At 42.8% G+C, this 18,436-nt stretch carries 10 protein-coding genes; 8 read left to right on the top strand and 2 right to left on the bottom strand.

Going from position 1 to position 18,436, the window contains the following annotated elements; translation table 11 throughout:
- Nucleotides 1-275: 275 nt before the first annotated feature.
- Both KXD93_RS21675 and KXD93_RS21670 read right to left on the bottom strand, forming a co-directional pair.
- A complete protein-coding gene (locus KXD93_RS21675; protein ID WP_258139454.1) occupies nt 276-2,732 on the bottom strand; it encodes an alpha-L-rhamnosidase-related protein in 2,457 nt (818 codons plus the stop codon).
- A 12-nt stretch (nt 2,733-2,744) separates the two neighbouring features.
- Nucleotides 2,745-3,656 carry an AraC family transcriptional regulator gene (locus KXD93_RS21670; RefSeq protein WP_258139453.1) on the bottom strand — a complete coding sequence of 304 codons (912 nt, stop codon included), beginning with the start codon at nt 3,654-3,656 and terminating at the stop codon, nt 2,745-2,747.
- A gap of 515 nt (nt 3,657-4,171) precedes the next feature.
- On the opposite strand from KXD93_RS21670, the gene KXD93_RS21665 reads away from it, so the two are divergent.
- The 8 genes from KXD93_RS21665 to KXD93_RS21630 all read left to right on the top strand — a co-directional run bounded on the left by KXD93_RS21665 (nt 4,172) and on the right by KXD93_RS21630 (nt 18,428).
- Entirely contained in the window at nt 4,172-7,264 is a 3,093-nt protein-coding gene (locus KXD93_RS21665) for a SusC/RagA family TonB-linked outer membrane protein (RefSeq protein ID WP_258139452.1), read from the top strand.
- 21 nt (nt 7,265-7,285) lie between these two features.
- Entirely contained in the window at nt 7,286-8,797 is a 1,512-nt protein-coding gene (locus KXD93_RS21660; protein WP_258139451.1) for a RagB/SusD family nutrient uptake outer membrane protein, read from the top strand.
- Between the two features lie 102 nt (nt 8,798-8,899).
- Nucleotides 8,900-10,363 carry a GH39 family glycosyl hydrolase gene (locus KXD93_RS21655; protein WP_258139450.1) on the top strand — a complete coding sequence of 488 codons (1,464 nt, stop codon included), beginning with the start codon at nt 8,900-8,902 and terminating at the stop codon, nt 10,361-10,363.
- A gap of 120 nt (nt 10,364-10,483) precedes the next feature.
- The gene (locus KXD93_RS21650; protein WP_258139449.1) at nt 10,484-11,827 is read left to right on the top strand and encodes a DUF3863 domain-containing protein; all 1,344 of its coding nucleotides are present in this window, start codon (nt 10,484-10,486) and stop codon (nt 11,825-11,827) included.
- A gap of 276 nt (nt 11,828-12,103) precedes the next feature.
- Nucleotides 12,104-12,709, top strand: coding sequence for an RNA polymerase sigma factor (locus KXD93_RS21645; RefSeq protein ID WP_258139448.1), 606 nt, complete (start codon nt 12,104-12,106; stop codon nt 12,707-12,709).
- 68 nt (nt 12,710-12,777) lie between these two features.
- A complete protein-coding gene (locus KXD93_RS21640; protein ID WP_258139447.1) occupies nt 12,778-13,104 on the top strand; it encodes a hypothetical protein in 327 nt (108 codons plus the stop codon).
- Between the two features lie 451 nt (nt 13,105-13,555).
- Nucleotides 13,556-14,737 carry a FecR family protein gene (locus KXD93_RS21635; RefSeq protein ID WP_258139446.1) on the top strand — a complete coding sequence of 394 codons (1,182 nt, stop codon included), beginning with the start codon at nt 13,556-13,558 and terminating at the stop codon, nt 14,735-14,737.
- A gap of 301 nt (nt 14,738-15,038) precedes the next feature.
- The gene (locus tag KXD93_RS21630; protein ID WP_258139445.1) at nt 15,039-18,428 is read left to right on the top strand and encodes a SusC/RagA family TonB-linked outer membrane protein; all 3,390 of its coding nucleotides are present in this window, start codon (nt 15,039-15,041) and stop codon (nt 18,426-18,428) included.
- Nucleotides 18,429-18,436: the final 8 nt, after the last annotated feature.

The raw sequence follows: 18,436 nt of genomic DNA, 5'->3' as shown, positions 1-18,436 counted from the left end.
TATGCGATTTTTTATTTATTAGGGGTATCAACGCCGCAAAGAAAACAGCCCAAATCTGTAGTATTTCTGAATTTTTTGGGATTGTACAATTCCTTAACACAAAGGTTTTAATCGCCTAACATTTAGGCAATATTTACTTTAATTACCCCCGGTTTTATTGATTTTAATTTAACATTGAAACTGCCAAAGCAGTCAGTAAAAAAAAGTATAGAACCAACAAAGCCGCTCAATAAGCGGCTTTGTTTTGGTAAAGAATAAGTGTTTATGAATAAGTGTTAGATGGGCTTCACCGTTAAGGTTTTACTTGCAGTTCCGTGCATATCGCCGGTAATCAGTTCGCCTTTTAAATTGCTCTTCAACTTTTTCACAAACTTTCCGTTTACCGTTAATGAATAAATTGTATTCGGTTTTAATTGATGCAAAGTATAGTTAGCGTCTTCAGTAACACTTTGCAGCCATTCCATATTATTTGAGTCCCAATTTTTTATCCAGATGCTTAACAAATGGTTTGTTGTTGCCCGTAACGATACGTTTGCACTGTTTTCATTGAAGTACGATAACTGATTATTTGTCGAGTAAAATCCAAAGTTCTTAACTGCATTTATTTTAAATCTTTTGTCGCTTATCGAATAGCTGTTTTTATTCAAACTGATGTTCAATTTCATACCTCTATATTTATAATTCAACTCAGTTCCTTCAAGTTCCGGCGTAATATGCGGATCGAGGTAAAAACGGTTGTACAATGGGTTTATGCCATAAACCGCCTGGTACAAGCCAACAATGGCAAGGCTGTTACCCGATAGGATATCATCACCAAGACCGTCCTGTTTCTCCCTGCCGTAGCGTTGAAATGCAAGCCCGTCCTTACTGTATTGCTCCAATACATTCTTTACATATTTGACGGCAAGGGCCGGATCATATTCGGCATAAGCCTTAACCGCAATTGATCCCCATGATAAAAACAGGTCTCCATTCTCATATGACGGGAAAGGGTATTGCGATTGCTTTGCTTCGCCCGGCGCATAAGGGTACATACACAAAGGCCAGAAGAACAGGTTCTCTTTCTTCATTTGTGTTTCTATCCCGTCAAGGATTATTTTTTTGCGGGCGTTATCATCACAAATACCGTAAGCAATTGCCATAAAGTTTACGGGGGTAACCATGTTACGGCCATGGACCGATTTGTCCTTATCTATCCAATAATCATAGCAGCCCTTTTCTTCATCCCAAAAACCACCGTCTTTTATGCTCTTATTAAAATTGGTTTTTAGCTTGGCTGCGAAACCGGCATAGTATTTTGCCTTTACGGTGTTGCCCAACTGGCTTTCAATATCCGCCCATTTAACAAGGGCGTGGTAGAGCTTGGCATTTACAAATGCATTTTCAAACGACGCCCAAACAATATCTATCCAGTCGCTGCTGCGTTTTTCGCTTTCATTATTCGGCATCATCTCAACAAGGCCGTTGTGGTTACTGTCACGATTCAGGATCCAATCCAAAGCCTTTTCGCACGATAGCTGGTGTGTTTTAACCCATGCCTTATCGCCATTCATATCATACAGTTCAGCAATATTGGTAACCAGGTCGGGGTTCGAGTCCATCAGGATGCCCCATTGAGCCTCATAAAAACCTTCCTTATTGAACTTGCCAGGCATGGCATCCTCGTTGGTATAGGCCCAGCGCGGGTAAACGCGTCCATCGGGTTTTATGGCATGGTCGCGGTAATAATCAAGACAGGTTTGGTCGCCTCTTAAATAAGCCGGATCATTAATAGCTAAACCCATTTGGGCAATGTACTGTTCATGCAAACAGATGGGGCCATAAGGAGTATGCCAGCTATTGCCGCCGAAATGCAAAGAGTCTATCACCCCTATCCTTGCAATGGTGTTGAGTACAGCGCCAACCTTATCGCCATCAATGCCCTTAAATGTTCCGCGACCGTATTTGTCGTTAACATCAAAATAGCTGAGCGTTATTGTTTGCGTACTTGAGCCGGCCGCCATATTGAACGGAGCCCACACATCGGTAGCGCCTCTTATAAACCTGCGCCTGTTTGTACCGGTATCACCTTTTAAACCCATTTCTTTTGTGGATACGCTAACCGTGTAAGCAAGCTTATCGTCATTAGTTCGGCTGTACTTCATGGCCACATTTTTTCCGGGCGCACTTACTGTAACATTCAGCCCGTTATTCGTTTTGCTGTTCCAGAAATTTGATGAGCGGGTGTGTACGCCATAGGTACACAGCTTTTCGTTAAACAGGTAAAACCATGCTAATCCGCCATAACCCTGGTACGCACCTTCCCACGTATTAATGCTGTCGAAATTAAATACTGGTGCGGCAGACTCATCAACTTTCAATGGTCTGGCCGATGTTCTTTGTATGGTCCATTTGATTGTTTTATCGCTGATGGTGAAGATCCAGTTTTCTCTGATCATCCCGTAGTTAATGCCGCTGATCATGATGGTATTTCCCTGATTTACCAGGGTGGGAGTTCCGGTTAAATGAAGTGAAGAATAGATAGTCCCGCCAATGTTTACTGATGTATAGATTCCGTCAACGCTGCTGATCACCTTTTGCCCGTTAATAATAAGCGAAGTGATGCTTGCCTTGCCGCCATAGTCAAGCGTCATGGTGATTTTTGGATTTTTGATAACGATCTCTTTGGCTGCCGCAGGCAGTGCTAAAATTGAACAATAAATTAAAACGACGCGGATTGCTTTAGCAAACATAAATTTTGATTTTTATATAGTAACTGTATTATTGGGGATGATCCCCGATATGATAGCTCTTTTCCGATAATCACTGGGCGTTAAACCGGTTTTTTCCTTGAATAATTTGGAGAAATAGAAGTACGATTCGAACCTTAAATTATATGCTATAGTCTTAATGGAGATATTAGGATCATTCAAAAGATCCTTGGCGGCTTCTATTTTTAGCTGGATATAATACTGTCCCGGCGATAAACCAGTATGACTCTTAAAGATCTTCCTGAACCACGAATAGCCAACCTTTAGCTCCTCCGCTGCCTTTTCCGGCGAAAAATCTTCAGCGATGTTTGACCTGAACAGCAGCCGGGCCTTACTAACAATCACGTCCTTTTCCTCGCATTCAATTGAGTTTTGTTTAATAATAGCGTGAAAGTTCCCCATTAAATGCAGTGCAGCTCCCGAGATGAGGGGCTGATAGCCTGTGTTCTCGAGCTTGGTCTTTTCTATAATATTAGTAAAGAGGTTGAATACGGTCTCGTTAAACCCTACATACAAGCAAGGGTCTTCGGGACTGAAAAAGTTCCTCTGTACTAAATTATCCATAATGTTACCCTTTATCCCTATCCAAAATTCGTCCCAGCCGGTTTCATCGGCAGGTTTATAGCGATGCCTTTCGCCTGGAAAAAGCAGGATAATAGTACCAGCTGTTACCTCCTTCATTTTGCAGCTATCCGACTCGAAATACCCCTTCCCATTTGTTATATATATAATTTGATATTCGTCTAAAACGCGGCCGGTATTCCAGTTAAAATTATGGTGCGACGGGTGTGTTTTTGAAGGGTATGAGCCACACGCTTCAATATGGGTACAGCCCGTATTTAAAACATATAGTCCCCAACTTTCGTCATCCTGGCTAACAGGTAAATATTTATAATAGTTGACCATGTCTGTAATCAGTTAATCAATATCCGATAAATAATGGCTCAAAGGTATCGCCGGTTCATAACAGCTTAAAAATATCAACATTTTCGCGCAACTAAGCAGGTATATCAAAAAAGGCAAACTAATTGCCAAAAAATACAAACACAGGTTTTGTGCTTAAAGTTTGAAATAAACTATAAATCGGTCCCATGTGCCGCTTACCGGTTTTAGTGTAATTAGCTTCATTTTGTAGCTGTAATGAGGGTTTTTCCATGTCTTAGTCATTTGTTTAACAGTTATTTACACTAAGCCAAAAACTACAATTCAATTGTCAAATAGTCTATTTTTTGCCCTCCCTCTTCCAAATACTTTTGAAATGTCAATTAAAAACCAATAACCATAATCCCTTCGGGCTGTGGTTATTTACTATATAAAATAGCTGTTTACATATATGAAAATGCCTTGAAAAACGGGTGTGTAAATAGCTTGAACAGTGCAGCCAACTATCAATAAATAAATTTTAAACCAAGCTCAATTTTATGAAAAGAAAACTTTTACTCTTTAAAACATGGAAGTACGGAGGATTATTAATGTTATTCCTTTTGTTTGCCTTCCCATCGTTCTCACAAACCCAGCTAACCTATACAGGTACGGTGACTGACTCGGTTACCTCAGAAACACTGGTGGGTGTTTCGGTATCTGTTAAGGGTACTACCAACGGCGCTCAAACCGACATCAAGGGCCACTTCACGCTCACGGCAACTTCAGGCTCAACTCTTGTTTTTAAGTACATTGGTTATAAGCCTAACCAGGTAGTAACTGGGGCTAATGCGACTGTAAATATGCGCCTTTCAGCTGCATCGCAGGGGCTCAAGGAAGTTGTGGTACTTGCTTACGGTTCGCAGCGGAAAGCAGATATTACTGCGGCAGTTTCGCAGGTCGACCTTTCCAAATCGCAGGGGATTCCGGCATCAAACGTGGGGCGTTTATTGGCAGGACAGGCGCCGGGTGTTGTTGCAAAGCAAACTACTGGCCAGCCGGGGCAGGAGTTGCAGGTGGAAATCCGCGGCAACAGCTCGTTAGGCGCAACCAGCGATCCACTTTACGTAGTTGATGGTTTCCCGGTAGGTACCAGTGTAGGTACCGCTTTAAACTCTAACGATATTGAAAGCATTACCATTTTGAAGGACGCGGCATCTACATCAGTTTACGGTTCGCGCGGCGCAAATGGCGTTGTGCTGATCACGACTAAGAGTGGTAAGAAAGACGGATACAAATTAACGGTGAGTACTAACAATGGTTTTGCAAACGTGCCAGATTCGCGCCGGGTTAAGATGATGAACGGCGAGCAATTTGCCCAATTTGAAAATGATGTTTATTCTGATAAGATCAGGTACTTCAATAACCGGGAACCTGTTCCGGCTGATATTCCGGCTGATTTCAGGTACCCGGAACAAAATAAGGTTTCGACCGATTGGTATAAGGCTATCCTGCATCAAAATGCTCCGTTCAGCGACTACAATGTATCATTGATGAATGGTTCTGAAAAGTCAAGTTCATACATTTCAGTAGGGTATCTTGATCAGCAGGGGTCTTTAATTAATACAGGCTTCAATCGCGTTACGGCGCGTGCCAACCTTGATGGCAGACCGACTAACTATATGAACTTTGGCCTGCATTTATCAGGAGCATATACCTGGGCCAAAAACAGCGATGCCGTTGCCGGTGGCTTCGGTAATAACATTGTTGACCAGGCCCTGTTAATGGATCCAAGGGAACCAATTTACAATGCCGATGGTTCATACAACAACTACATTGGTGGGCATGATAATATCTTCGGATTCCCTAACCCGGTGCAGCGTCTTAACGAGGAATTGCATAAGCAATATACCAGTAATGTAACCGCCAACGCTTATTTTGAAATTAAGCCGATAAAGAATTTGTCATTCCGCACCAACGTTCACGGTGCGCTTGATGACGACAGGAACCACGACTTCACGCCATCCGACGTTGCCGGTTTCAATAGTGCGCCGCCCCGCCTGGCAAGCGCCAACGAGGCATTCTACAATTACATGAACTATGGCATGGATAACTTGTTGACCTATTCGCCAAAGTTTAAGGATCACAAGCTTGAAGTAACGGTTGGGCATATCTTTCAGAAAAATACGGTTAATACGGGCAACGCATCAGGCACTCAATTTCCTGATGACCTTGTGGAATACGTTTCGGCAGCAAACCAGCGCGACGGCAGCTCGGGCATGGCGGCCTTTACTATCGAAAGCTTTTTATCAAGAGTTAACTACTCCTATAAAGACAAGTACCTGTTTACTGCAGCATTCAACCGCGAGGCTAGTTCACGGTTCGGGAGCAACAATCGCTGGGGTAACTTCCCATCGGCATCCATTGGCTGGCGTTTATCACAAGAGAGCTTCTTTCCAAAATTTACCTGGCTTGATGATTTGAAGTTGAGGGCCAGTTATGGTGTTACCGGTAACAACAATATTGGTAATTATACATCGCAGGCAAATATCAACTCCAGTAACTACGTGTTAGGCAACGCCGTTGTGCCGGGTGCTACCGTGGGTTCATTTCCAAACGTAAATTTAGGCTGGGAAGAATCAAGGCAACTTGACATCGGTGCAGACCTTAGCGTATTGAACGGAAAGATCACCTTTACCGGTGAGTATTACCGCAAATTAACCACTAATATGCTGCTGAATGTTGAAGTTCCGGCAGTGGCGGGCTTTAGCAATATCATCACCAATATTGGCAAGCTGGAAAATAAGGGTATTGAGATGGGTGTTAATTATCGTGATAAATTCGGCGACTTTACGATTAATACAGGCGCCAATATATCCTTTAACAGGAATAAGATCTTGTCTATTGATGGCGACAGGAATTCATTGCTGACAGGTGCGTTTTACGATGGTTACAACATCAGCCAGGTAGGGCAGCCTATCGGGATGTTTTATGGCTACAAGGTATTAGGCATCTACCAAAACCAGGCGCAGATAAATGCTACTCCGCATAACGTTAATAACATTCCTGGTACTTACCAATACCTAGATGGTAACGGTGATGGCCAAATCTCTTACGATACCCAGGATATGGTAGTTATAGGTAATCCCAACCCTAAATTTACCTGGGGTTGGAACTGGAATGTAGGCTACAAACGCTTTGATTTAACCATGCTGCTGAATGGCTCGTATGGCGCTCAAATTTACCGTGCAGTTGAAATGAACCTGGCAAATATTGATGGTGTTTTCAATGTGCTTTCGGATGTTCAAAACCGGTGGAGATCTGCAGCGAATCCGGGAGCGGGCAAATGGCCGGGATCAAACACCTACTATTTTACAAGGGAAGCCAACTCACGTTATGTATATGACGGTACTTATACCTGGATAAAAAATATTACGCTGGGTTATAACATCCCAAGAATAAAGAACGTGTTTGATGCAAAAGTTTTCATCAGTGTTGATAATGCCTTTTTGATAACCAAGTACCCAGGCAATAACCCCGAAATTAATGCAGCGCGTGCCAACAACGGTAACGACGTAATTAGTCCGGGAAGAGACGGCGAATCGTACCCGGTACCAAGAACCATTTCAATAGGCACAAGGGTAAACTTTTAATCATTATTAAATTATTACACGATGAAGAATCTACATAAAATATCATATCTCATATTGTGCTTTCTTGCAGTAAGCTCCTGCAAAAAATCATTCCTTGATCTGTCCGATCCAACTAAAAAAACGGCAGACAAGTTTTATCAAAATGAAGCCCAGATCCAGCAGGCTGTTAACGGCGCTTACAGCTCGTTACAAGACCATGTAAACAGCCAATGGATCTTTGCGGAAATGTCATCAGACAATACTACCGTTCAGTTAAACCCTTCGGACAGGGGACAAACAGACAGGATAGAAGCATTTGAGTTTTGGAACGTGACAGCCACGAATGCCAACATTGCCGACATGTATGCGCAAAGCTATAATGCACTTTACAACATCAATTTTGCACTTTCAAAGATTGGCGGTGTTGCCGGCATTGCCGATGCGAAGAAAAACCAATATATAGGCGAGCTTGAGTTTATGCGGGCTTACTACTACTTTAACCTGGTGCGTTACTTTGGCCCGGTGGTTTTAATCACCAAGCCATTAGCTACATCGTCTGACGCATTTGCAACTACAAGGGCTACAGAAGATGCAGTATACACCCAGATAATTGCCGATCTTACAGACGCCGCCACCAAACTCCCTAAAAAGAGCGATTATGCCGCCGCGGATATTGGTCGTGCTTCAAAAGGGTCAGCGCTTGGGCTGTTGGGTAAGGTTTATTTAACTAAAAAGGACTTTCCAAATGCACAAAGCACTTTAACACAAGTATTGTCATTAGGCTATTCGCTTGTGGCTGATTATAACGAAGTATTTGATACCAATAACAAAAACAACAGCGAGTCGGTGTTTGAAGTTCAGTACCAGGGCGGTAATAACCTTGGTGAGTGGAGCGACTTCATCGATGTTTTTGCCCCAAGGGGATCGGAAGGCGCAGTTACCGGTTTCAGTACAAGCCGTCCGCAGGGTTGGAACATCCCTACCAGGAATATCATAAACGAGTTTGAACCAAATGATAAACGCAAAGCCGTGTCATTAAAAACAGGCTATACAAATTCTGCCGGTGTATTTGTGGCTATTCCCTTTGTTAATAAATACAATCACCCGCATACTATAGATGGACGTACTGATGACGATTGGCCGGTTTTAAGATATTCAGACGTGTTATTGATGCTTGCCGAGGCGATTAACGAGCAATCGGGCCCGGGCAATGCCTACCAATATATTAACCAGGTTAGGACGAGAGCGGGTCTTGCAGCTTTGAGCGGCCTTAACCAGGACTCGTTCCGAAGCGCTATAAGGCATGAACGCCGTGTTGAACTTGCTTTTGAAAACGACCGCTGGTTTGATTTGAAGCGCGCCCTTACAAACGAACAGATGACGGCCCTGCTTAATGCACACGGACAGGACGAAAAAGCCAATCCGACCGTGGATAGGGGTGGGGTTCCCTTTGCTCCGAGCGATTATAAATTTGACGGATACGAGGCGCTTTACCCGATCCCGGACAGGCAACTGTTTTTGGATCATAACTTAAAGCAAAATCCAGGATACTAATTTGGGTTAAATTGGTTAATGGTAAGAAAGGGTGCCGGTAAAGTGCCGGTGCCTTTCTGCCTTTTATATTTTTAATACCTTTGATAGAAAGGGAGATACAAAATGAAACAAGGTTTAAATTTTATCTTTTTTGTTTTTTGCCTTGGCATTTGCAAGGCCCAGCCTTTACAGCTAAAGGTCAACTGGACCGAAACGGCGATGACTTCAAAATCAACACCAACCTTGCAGGTTGTTGGCAACCCGATGCTGCGCCGCGGAGCGCCGATGCATGACAACTCTTTCAATGCCTTGAAAGATCTGAATGCTGATTTTGTGAGATACGTTCCATGGTTCCCTTACCCCAAATTAGCTGTGGCTGAATTGGAGGCACCGGGAAAGGAAACACATTGGGATTTCTCGCTGATCGACCCCATGACCATAGACTTCCTGGAGGCTACAAAAGGCCATTCGGTAATCATGAATTTCAGCACTATCCCGCAATGGATGTTCAAGACTGAGAAACCGGTTACCTATCCCGACGACCCGAACCAGGTGGGTTGGGGCTACGGCGGCGGTACCGAGCTGCGCGACTCTACCTTAAAAGAACTAACGGGTTATTATGTAAGGCTCATCAGTTGGTATACCAAAGGCGGCTTTACCGATGAGTTGGGAAAATACCATAAATCAGGCTATCACTATGAAATTCCTTACTGGGAGGTACTGAACGAGCCGGATTTGGAACATAAAATGTCGCCCCAAACTTATACCCGGATCTATGATGCCCTGGTGACCGCAATAAGAACAGTATTGCCCAAAGCCAAATTTGTTGGGCTTGCGCTGGCTTATGAAAAACCGGAATGGTTTGAATACTTTTTAAATCCAAAAAATCACAAATCGGGCATCCCTGTTGATATGATCTCCTACCATTGCTATGCCAGCGCCAATTCAAAACAGAAGTTTGACGACTATGAGTATGCGGTTTTTGATAAGGCAGAAAACTTCATCAACACAGTAACTTATGTTGAAAGTATCAGGAAGCGATTATCGCCCGATACTAAAACTGATATTGACGAATTGGGCACTTTTGTAAACGATGAAATGCGGAACCAGCCTATTCCGCCGGTTTATTTTAATCTCTCGGCCAGTACTTATGCCTACTTTTTTATTGAACTTACAAAGCTTGGGATAGACGTTATCGGCGAATCCCAATTGGTGGGTTTTCCCACACAGTTCCCCGATGTAACCATGGTTAACCACCTTAACAATAAGCCTAATCCGCGTTTTTGGGTTTTAAAGTTGATTAAGGATAACATCCACAAAGGAAGCAAGCTTGTAAACACAGGCCTGGAAAATAACAGCGGTGACGATATCCTCGCACAGGGTTTTGATGACAATGGACACAAACTTGTATTGCTGCTGAACAAGCGGAACAAAAGTACTACGATAAAATTATCGGCTGATTTTAAGGGTGCAAAAATAACTACGGTTGATTCTGTTTCCGGCGATAATTTTCCTGTTGAAGTAACAATAAGCGACGATACAATAGAGATGAAGCCTTTCGCTGTTACGTTAATAAAGATGAATTGAAATTCGATTACAAGGTATCAGACGGTAAAGGATGGTGCCGTGTAATTTGTTATTTAGTTTTAACGCCCGGCTACCGCAGTAGTCAATTTAACCAGTTAAAGCACAAATAACAACGATCCAATGTTAAGAAAAACGTTCCGCAATACCATCTTACTTTCGTTGCTCTCACTGTCCTGCCTGTCTACCAATGCGCAGAGCACCAACAAGGTGCCGAAAGAGCTGATGGGGCACCGCTTTCTTACGTTTAACTCGGTTATCCGCGTAAACCAGATCGAAGTATCACGCGATGTTAACAAAGGCGAAGATGAACGCGCACTCCATACACCGGAAAAATTAATAGCTTTTAGAAAGGCGGTAACTGACGGTTTTCCCGGAGCAAGGATCACCTGGTCGTTAAGCTGGCTGGCATTGAATGACACCACATACAATTACCGTGAGATCCGTCGGCTGGTTGTAAAATACCATTACCAATATGGCGATGAGGTAACCTTTATCCCCGGGGCATATTTTGCCAATGCCTACAATACTACCGAACAGGTAAACAAAGATTTGCATGATGCTTTGATATTGGTAAGCAAAATGGTTGGTCATGGGTACCGCCCGTTGAGCATTGTTGCAGGATTCCTATCAGCAAAAAATCAACAATATCTGGCTGAAAAGGAGGGCATTCATGTTTGCCAGGCCAACATCTGGAGCCAGTTCAGTATTGATAACCAGGATGGCGACGGATCAGTATCCTATCCTTACTATACATCCAAAGAACATTTTTGCAAACCCGCACAAAACAAGGCTGATTTTATTGACTGTGTTAACCTCGACGGCTGGACAGTTGATTTTTTAGCCGGCAGAAGAAGAGGCTTCCAGGATCATTTCAACAGCAGAATGGGCGTTGGCCCTATTGAAACCGTCGATCGTTATGGCGCTGATACCGGCTTGATGGAGATGATGCACTCCACCGCAATTCATTTCGACGAAGGATATAAATTAAACGGATTTGCATGGGTTACCAATTGCTGGGAGCTCTCTTTACCCATAGATGTAAAATCATTACACGACTGGCTGGCTGCAATAAAAAAACGCTGGCCCGATACAAAACTGATTACTCAAGGCGAGTTTGGCTTACTTTGGCGCGCACATTATAAAAGTAACAGTTTCAATTATCGTTTTGTAGAAAAAGGATCAGGCATAGGCGGATCGGATGCTGATAAACAGATCCGCTGGTTTATGAACAAGGATTTCCGTTTAGCTTTATTGAAGAACTGGAAAACCAACTCGCCTGAAAAAGTAATTGATTTTACACGGTACGATCTGCATGCAACTGAGCCGAAGGAGATGACCCGTAAATGGAGCTTACTTGGTGATATTAACCAAAAACAAACCCGCCCGCAGGATACACCGGTAATGATCAATCAGCTTCCCGAAAAATCACAATTGATCATTCATAAGCGTTATCCAAATTTATAGAGTAATTAACACCGATATATATCCCCTTTTCATACGCTGGTTTTATAAAATCTTCTGTTTTGCGGTACACAAGACTGTAGGGGACAGTGATGCGAAACCTGTTATTTAGTTTTAACAGTTAAATATTGTAATATTTAATGCCGGCGTGTCAGCAACCTAAAAATAATTTATTGATGAATTAAATAATTGGATAGTTGTCTGATTATTAGGGATTAATCTGCAAGGTAACTGCAGCCGGTTTTTTACGGAACAAATAATTTTAGTAACGATCTTCAAATGGCGCTTCAACCAGTTCATACCGACCAGGAAAAAAGCCAGCTGATTAAGCTGAAGGCCGGCGACGAGAAAGCGTTCGATTATTTTTACAGATTATACAGTCTCCCTATTTACCGCAAGCTGCTTAAAATGGTTAAGGTTGAGTTCCTGGCCGAGGACCTGCTGCAAAACGTATTTATTAAATTGTGGGATAAACGGGAACTGATAGATTCTGATTATTGTTTAAAGGGGTACCTGTACCAGATGGCCCAAAACTCAGTTTACGATTTTTACCGGAGCCTTGCCCGCGAAGAAAAACTCCAGGTTGCGGTTAAAAACCGCATGACTGAACTTACAACTGAAGTTGAAGAAAAACTACTATTTAAAGAAACACACGACCTGCTCACCAGCGCAATTGAACAGTTGCCGCAGCAACAGCAGATGGTTTTTAAGCTTTGCAAGCTGGAAGGAAAAAGCTACGAAGAGGTTAGCGAAATTCTCGGAATCTCCACCTCGACAATAAACGGACACATTGTAAAAGCAACTAAAAAAGTTAAAATGGCACTTTTAGCTTCGCATGATGTGGCTTTTCTGGTGTTTTTAGCCGTTTTGACCAAATTGAAATAAGATCTATATCATCTTAAAAATTGATGACCATCAATTTATTTTAAATGTTAATGCCCATATTTGTAGCGATGAAGGTGATTGCACTTATGATGGTGTTTTGTTTGGTTTTTCTTTCCGCATTCCCGGGGAGGGCAAAAACCATTAAGCCTTCGGCAAAAGAAAGTTGCTGTCATAAGATGTCTAAACAATCCCCTTGCAGCTCCAAACAAAACAACGATTGCGGGCAGGGGACATGTAATACCATGTTATCCTGTGCAGGTTGTGGTTTTTTAAAAGTTGACCCTATTTCTGTTGGTCCTGTATTTTCTGTAGTAAAGGAATTAACAGCGATCTCTTATAATACAGGTGACTTGTCCGGCTACGCGCGCTTCAACTGGAACCCTCCGAAAGTTTAATAATAACACCGTAACCTGCTGCCTTATCACAGAGGTAATTTATTATTAAACACATTTAAAATTAAAATCATGAAAAAGTTTCTTTTCATCGTAACGATGATGCTATTAACTATAAATTCAATTTCGTTCGCTAACACACCTTGCTGTAACAGCAAAATGAACCATTGCACCAAATGCTCAAAATCCTGCAGTCAATCATCCTGCAAGGATCATTGCAGCAAAACCTGCAAATCATCAGGTGAATGCGACAAGACCTGTAAATAAGAGAGGAAGCCGGGTTCGCCCGGCTTTTTTTTTGAGCTTAAAGTTCGAATTTAATACTGCAAATAACTATCAGCATATCAAAAGCGCCATTTTTTTGAGATCGAAATAAAAAAACTTAATATTTTTTCAACCAGAGTAGATGCCGCGTTCTCCACAAGCGTATTAGCATTAATTAAGATCAATAACCTTGAAAGATCACCTGGATTATTTGTTTCACAAATTCATTGATAACGCCTGCACCGATGAGGAGTTGGATGAACTTTTTACCCACTTCGGCGATACGGATGAGGATGCGTTAAAAAAACACATCCTCGCCCAGCTTGAAATGGCTGATGACGACCACTTGCCTGATGCGGGAGAAGCAGAGCGACTCGCTAATGTTCACCAGCTAATTAAAGAGCAGATGAAACCGCAGCGTAGCAATTATAAGAGACTGGTTTACCGCATTGGTGCGGCAGCAGCCGTAATTGTTGTTTTTGTTGCTTTGGGCATAAATGTATTCAGGCATCAAACCAAAAATAAAACAATAATTGCTGTACTCAAGCCTATAACTCCCGGCCAAAAACAGGCCACGCTAACATTGGCTAACGGCCAAAAGATTGTTTTAACAAGCGCTATGAGCGGAACGCTGGCCCAACAAGGCAATACTTCAGTTTTGATTAACAAGAATACCGGGATCACCTACGCGGTGAATAAAAATGCTCAACAAAATGAAGTTGCCTATAACACTTTAAGTACAGCAAGGGGCGAACAGTCTCCTTACCCGCTGATTTTGCCAGATGGTTCAAAAGTTTGGCTGAATGCGGCTTCATCTATCACCTTTCCGACTGTTTTCACAGGAGATTCCAGGATAGTGAAGGTTTCGGGCGAGGCGTATTTTGAAGTGGTGCACAATGCCAGGTTTCCATTTAAAGTGGTTACCGACAAGGTGGAAATTAAAGACCTCGGCACCCATTTCAACGTGAAAAGTTATAGCGACGAAGTAAACATACGCACCACTTTGTTGGAAGGCAGTGTAAAGGTAAGCAATCTTATTACAGGTAAATCCAGCCTGCTTATTCCCGGGCAGCAATCAAGCTTTAATAAAGCGAGCAATGAATCTGTTGTTTTAACCGCCAATTTGGAGCAGGTGATGTCGTGGAAAAACGGCTATTTTATTTTCGATAACCAGACTATTGCCGGCATTATGAAATCGATGAGCCGCTGGTATGATGTGGAGGTGGAGTACAATAACTTCAGTAATGAAAAGGAAAGGTTTGGCGGGACATTTTCGCGTTCATCAAACTTAACAGAAATACTTACTAACCTGGAGCGGCTCGGTAAGGTTCATTTTAAGCTCGACAAAAGGAAAATTATTGTAAGCAATTAAAAGCAGCTACTTATAACATCATTATAGAACCTGAAATCCAATTTCAAAATTAATTAACGGAGTATTAACCAATAAATTTAAGGAGGGTATTTATAGAAGAGACACGAACTCACCCACAGAATTTTACCAAACCAGGAACGTTCGAACCGTCCCTGGTCGGTCAGCGGTATGCTGAAATCAGGTAAAAAAATTATTGAAGCTATCCAATAAATCAAATTAACCTAACAATCAAATGTATAAAAAATTTACTGAATTACTTTTCAGGCGGGAGTCCTACGTAATTTCCAATCTGGTACTCAAAATGAAACTAACATGTATCCTTTTATTTGTTGCACTTCTGCAAATCAGGGCTGAGGGATTGGCCCAGCAGGTAACGTTGTCTGTAAAAAAGGCGCAGTTGTCAGAGGTGATTTCTGAGATCAAGAAGCAAACCGATTTTGATTTTCTTTACAACAACTCGACAGTTGAAGGCGCAAAACCCATCACTGTTAAAGCTAAGGACATGAACCTGAAGGATCTCTTGAACCTCTGCTTCAAGGATCAGCCTTTTGGGTTTAAGGTGATCAATAAAACCATCTTGCTGGTAAGAAAGGAGCAAATATTACCGGAAATTAAAACGGTAACGGAGCAACAGGCCCAGAAGGTTACCGGCACGGTTAAAGATGCAACTACCGGTGAAACATTGCCGGGAGTGGGCATTCGAATTGATGGCACTTCAACAGGGACAACTACGGATATTAACGGCGGCTTTGAAATAACGGCTCCATCGGCAGATGCTGTTTTGGTAGTGTCGTATATTGGTTATGTAACCCAAAAGGTATCTGTTAACGGCCAAAGCCAGTTGACCATCAAAATGGTTAAATCGGAAAATAAGCTTGATGAGGTTGTTGTTGTAGGCTACGGTACAAGAGCCAAGGGCGCAATTACCGGCGCTATTACAACCGTAAAAGCTGATGTTTTTGAAAATCGCCCCGAAAACAACGTGTTTGATGCTTTGCAGGGAACGGTTCCGGGCGTAACCATTACGCGGTCCGACGGTCAGCCAGGAAACCAGGGATACAACCTGCAGGTACGGGGTTATTCGTCTATTAACGGAAATGTGCCTTTGGTATTAATTGACGGGATTCCCGGTGATTTAGGAACCTTGAACCCAAGCGACATTAGCCAGATTTCTGTTTTAAAGGATGCAGCAGCAGCCATTTATGGCGCCCGTGCGGCTGATGGGGTTATTATAGTTACCACCAAAAAAGGCAGGAAAGGCCCGCCGACCATCCAGTACACCGCCAACGTTGGACTTAAAACCCCTGACTATCTAAAGAAGATGCAGAACACTAACGAGTTCGCCCATTTTATGAATGAAGGGTTAATCAACGCCGGGATTCCGGGTTTCCCGCAATCTGTATTTGATAAGATCGCTGCAAACGCCGCGCCCGACCTTACACAAGGCTGGAACTATGGATTGAGCAGTTACCCCTCCTTTTATGGTTATACCGATTGGAACAAAGTGATCTACAAAAACTCCATTCAACAAGTACATAATGTAGCCATTTCGGGCGGTGGTGAGAATAATACTTACCTGGTTTCGGCAGGATATAACCGTGACAATGGTAGCCTAAATTATGGAACAAACTACTCTGATAGGTATAACCTTCGTTTGAACTACGATTTCAAGCTGTTGAAGGATCTGGATGTAGAAACAAGATCAAGTTTTGAAAGCACCGTTACTAAGGACCCTACAATGTTGGGCAATGCGATCCCGAATGTGGTTCGGCAGTTTCCGTACCAGCCTGTATATAATCCACAAGGAGAGTTTTATGGCTACCAGGGATATGAAAACCCGGCACAATCGCTTACCGACGGTGGTCAGCATACTTATGATTTCTCAAGATTCAGCACCAATTTCAAGGCAGACTATCATATAATTGATGGCCTGACATTAACCGGACAGGCGGCAATAAGACTGGACTATGGAAACGATGTTGCCATCACAAAAACTTTTACAAGGTATAACTATGCAGGAGGGATCCAGGATATCCGTAACACGCCAAACCAGGCATCATACGGAAACACCCGGACTGATTACCGCTTGTACCAGGTTTATGCAGACTACGATAAAAAGTTCGGCGCTGATCATAAAATTGACCTGACCGTTGGTACTTCGTTAGAGCAGACCAATAACAGCGGGCAAAGCGTTACCGGTTATAACTTCCCCGGCAACGAGATCTTTACCCTGAACCTTGCCGACCGGACAAGTGTTGCTTATAGCAATTTTACAGGTAACCTTAGCGACCAAGCCTTAAACTCTTATTTTGGCAGGTTTAGCTACTCGTTTAAAGATAAGCTGATCCTTGATATTACTGCCCGTGCAGACGGCAGTTCGAAGTTCGCTCCCAATAAACGCTGGAGTGCTGTGTTCCCATCAGCTGCGCTTGCCTATAACCTCACCCAGGAGAATTTTATCAAGAATCTGAATTTCTTCGATCAATTAAAGTTAAGGGCTTCATGGGGTAAAATGGGTAACCAGGACATCAGCGGTTTAGGCTTGTTTGACTATATTCCACTCATCACAGTAGGCGGATTATACCCGCTGGGTTCGCCGAACGCTGGGGTGCCGGGTGCTACGGCAAATACTTCATCAGCCACCAGAACGTGGGAAACCATCGAGAACAAGAATATTGGTATTGATATGCAGATCCTTAAATCCAAACTGACATTCTCATTCGATTATTTCAACAAAACGAATAATGACATGCTGGTTAATATTGCTGTTCCTGCTGTTTATGGCGGTACACCGCCATCATCAAACCAAGGTAAACTTGTTACCAAAGGTTTTGAAACTTCGATAGCATGGAAGGATCATATCAATGATTTCAGGTATAGCGTAGCATTACAGCTGAGCGACAATACCAACAAACTGGTTCAGCTTAAAAATACCGACAGCTACGGCGAGGGGCTTAATGGTTTAAGGCAAGGGTATCCTATAAATTCTTACTTCGGCTATGTATCTGAAGGTATAATTCAAACTCAGGCCCAATTGGATAATTATAAAAAGATCCAGGGTGTGCCTTCAAACATTGCTATTGGTGATGTGATGTACAAGGATGTTGACGGCGACGGCAAGCTAACTGAATTTGGCGATAAAGCCAAAGGGCAAAATGGCGATATGGTTTACCTTGGTAATTATACGCCACGCTATACCTACTCGGCCAATATTAGCCTTGGTTACAAGCAGTTCGACTTGAGCATGTTCATCCAGGGCGTAGGTAAACGCGATGTTCAATACGTTGGGGCGTTAGCGGTTCCAAATGCATTTTACTGGCCATCGCTTGAGTACTATTATGGTAAAACCTATACCGCCTCAAACCCGAATGCGCAATATCCGCGCTACCTGCCCGGTGGTACAGGTTATGACGATTTGCGGGGTTATGATTACCATACCTCAACGCTTACCATGCATAACGATGCTTACTTAAGGTTTAAAGTGATCACATTAGGTTATAATCTGCCAACATCAATTGCCAATGCTATTAAAATGCGGTCTGCACGAATCTATTTCAGCGGGCAGGATCTGTTCACTATTGCCAAAGGAACGCTTGGCGGTAACTACAATCCGGAGGATGGTTCTCTGAGTGAAAGCACCTATCCTTTCAACAAGGTTTATTCACTGGGATTAGATGTAAAATTTAAATAAAGATGATC

The sequence above is a fragment of the Mucilaginibacter phenanthrenivorans genome, from assembly GCF_024721155.1.
GTDB lineage: Bacteria > Bacteroidota > Bacteroidia > Sphingobacteriales > Sphingobacteriaceae > Mucilaginibacter > Mucilaginibacter phenanthrenivorans.
This window is presented reverse-complemented; position numbering and strand designations above follow the sequence as displayed.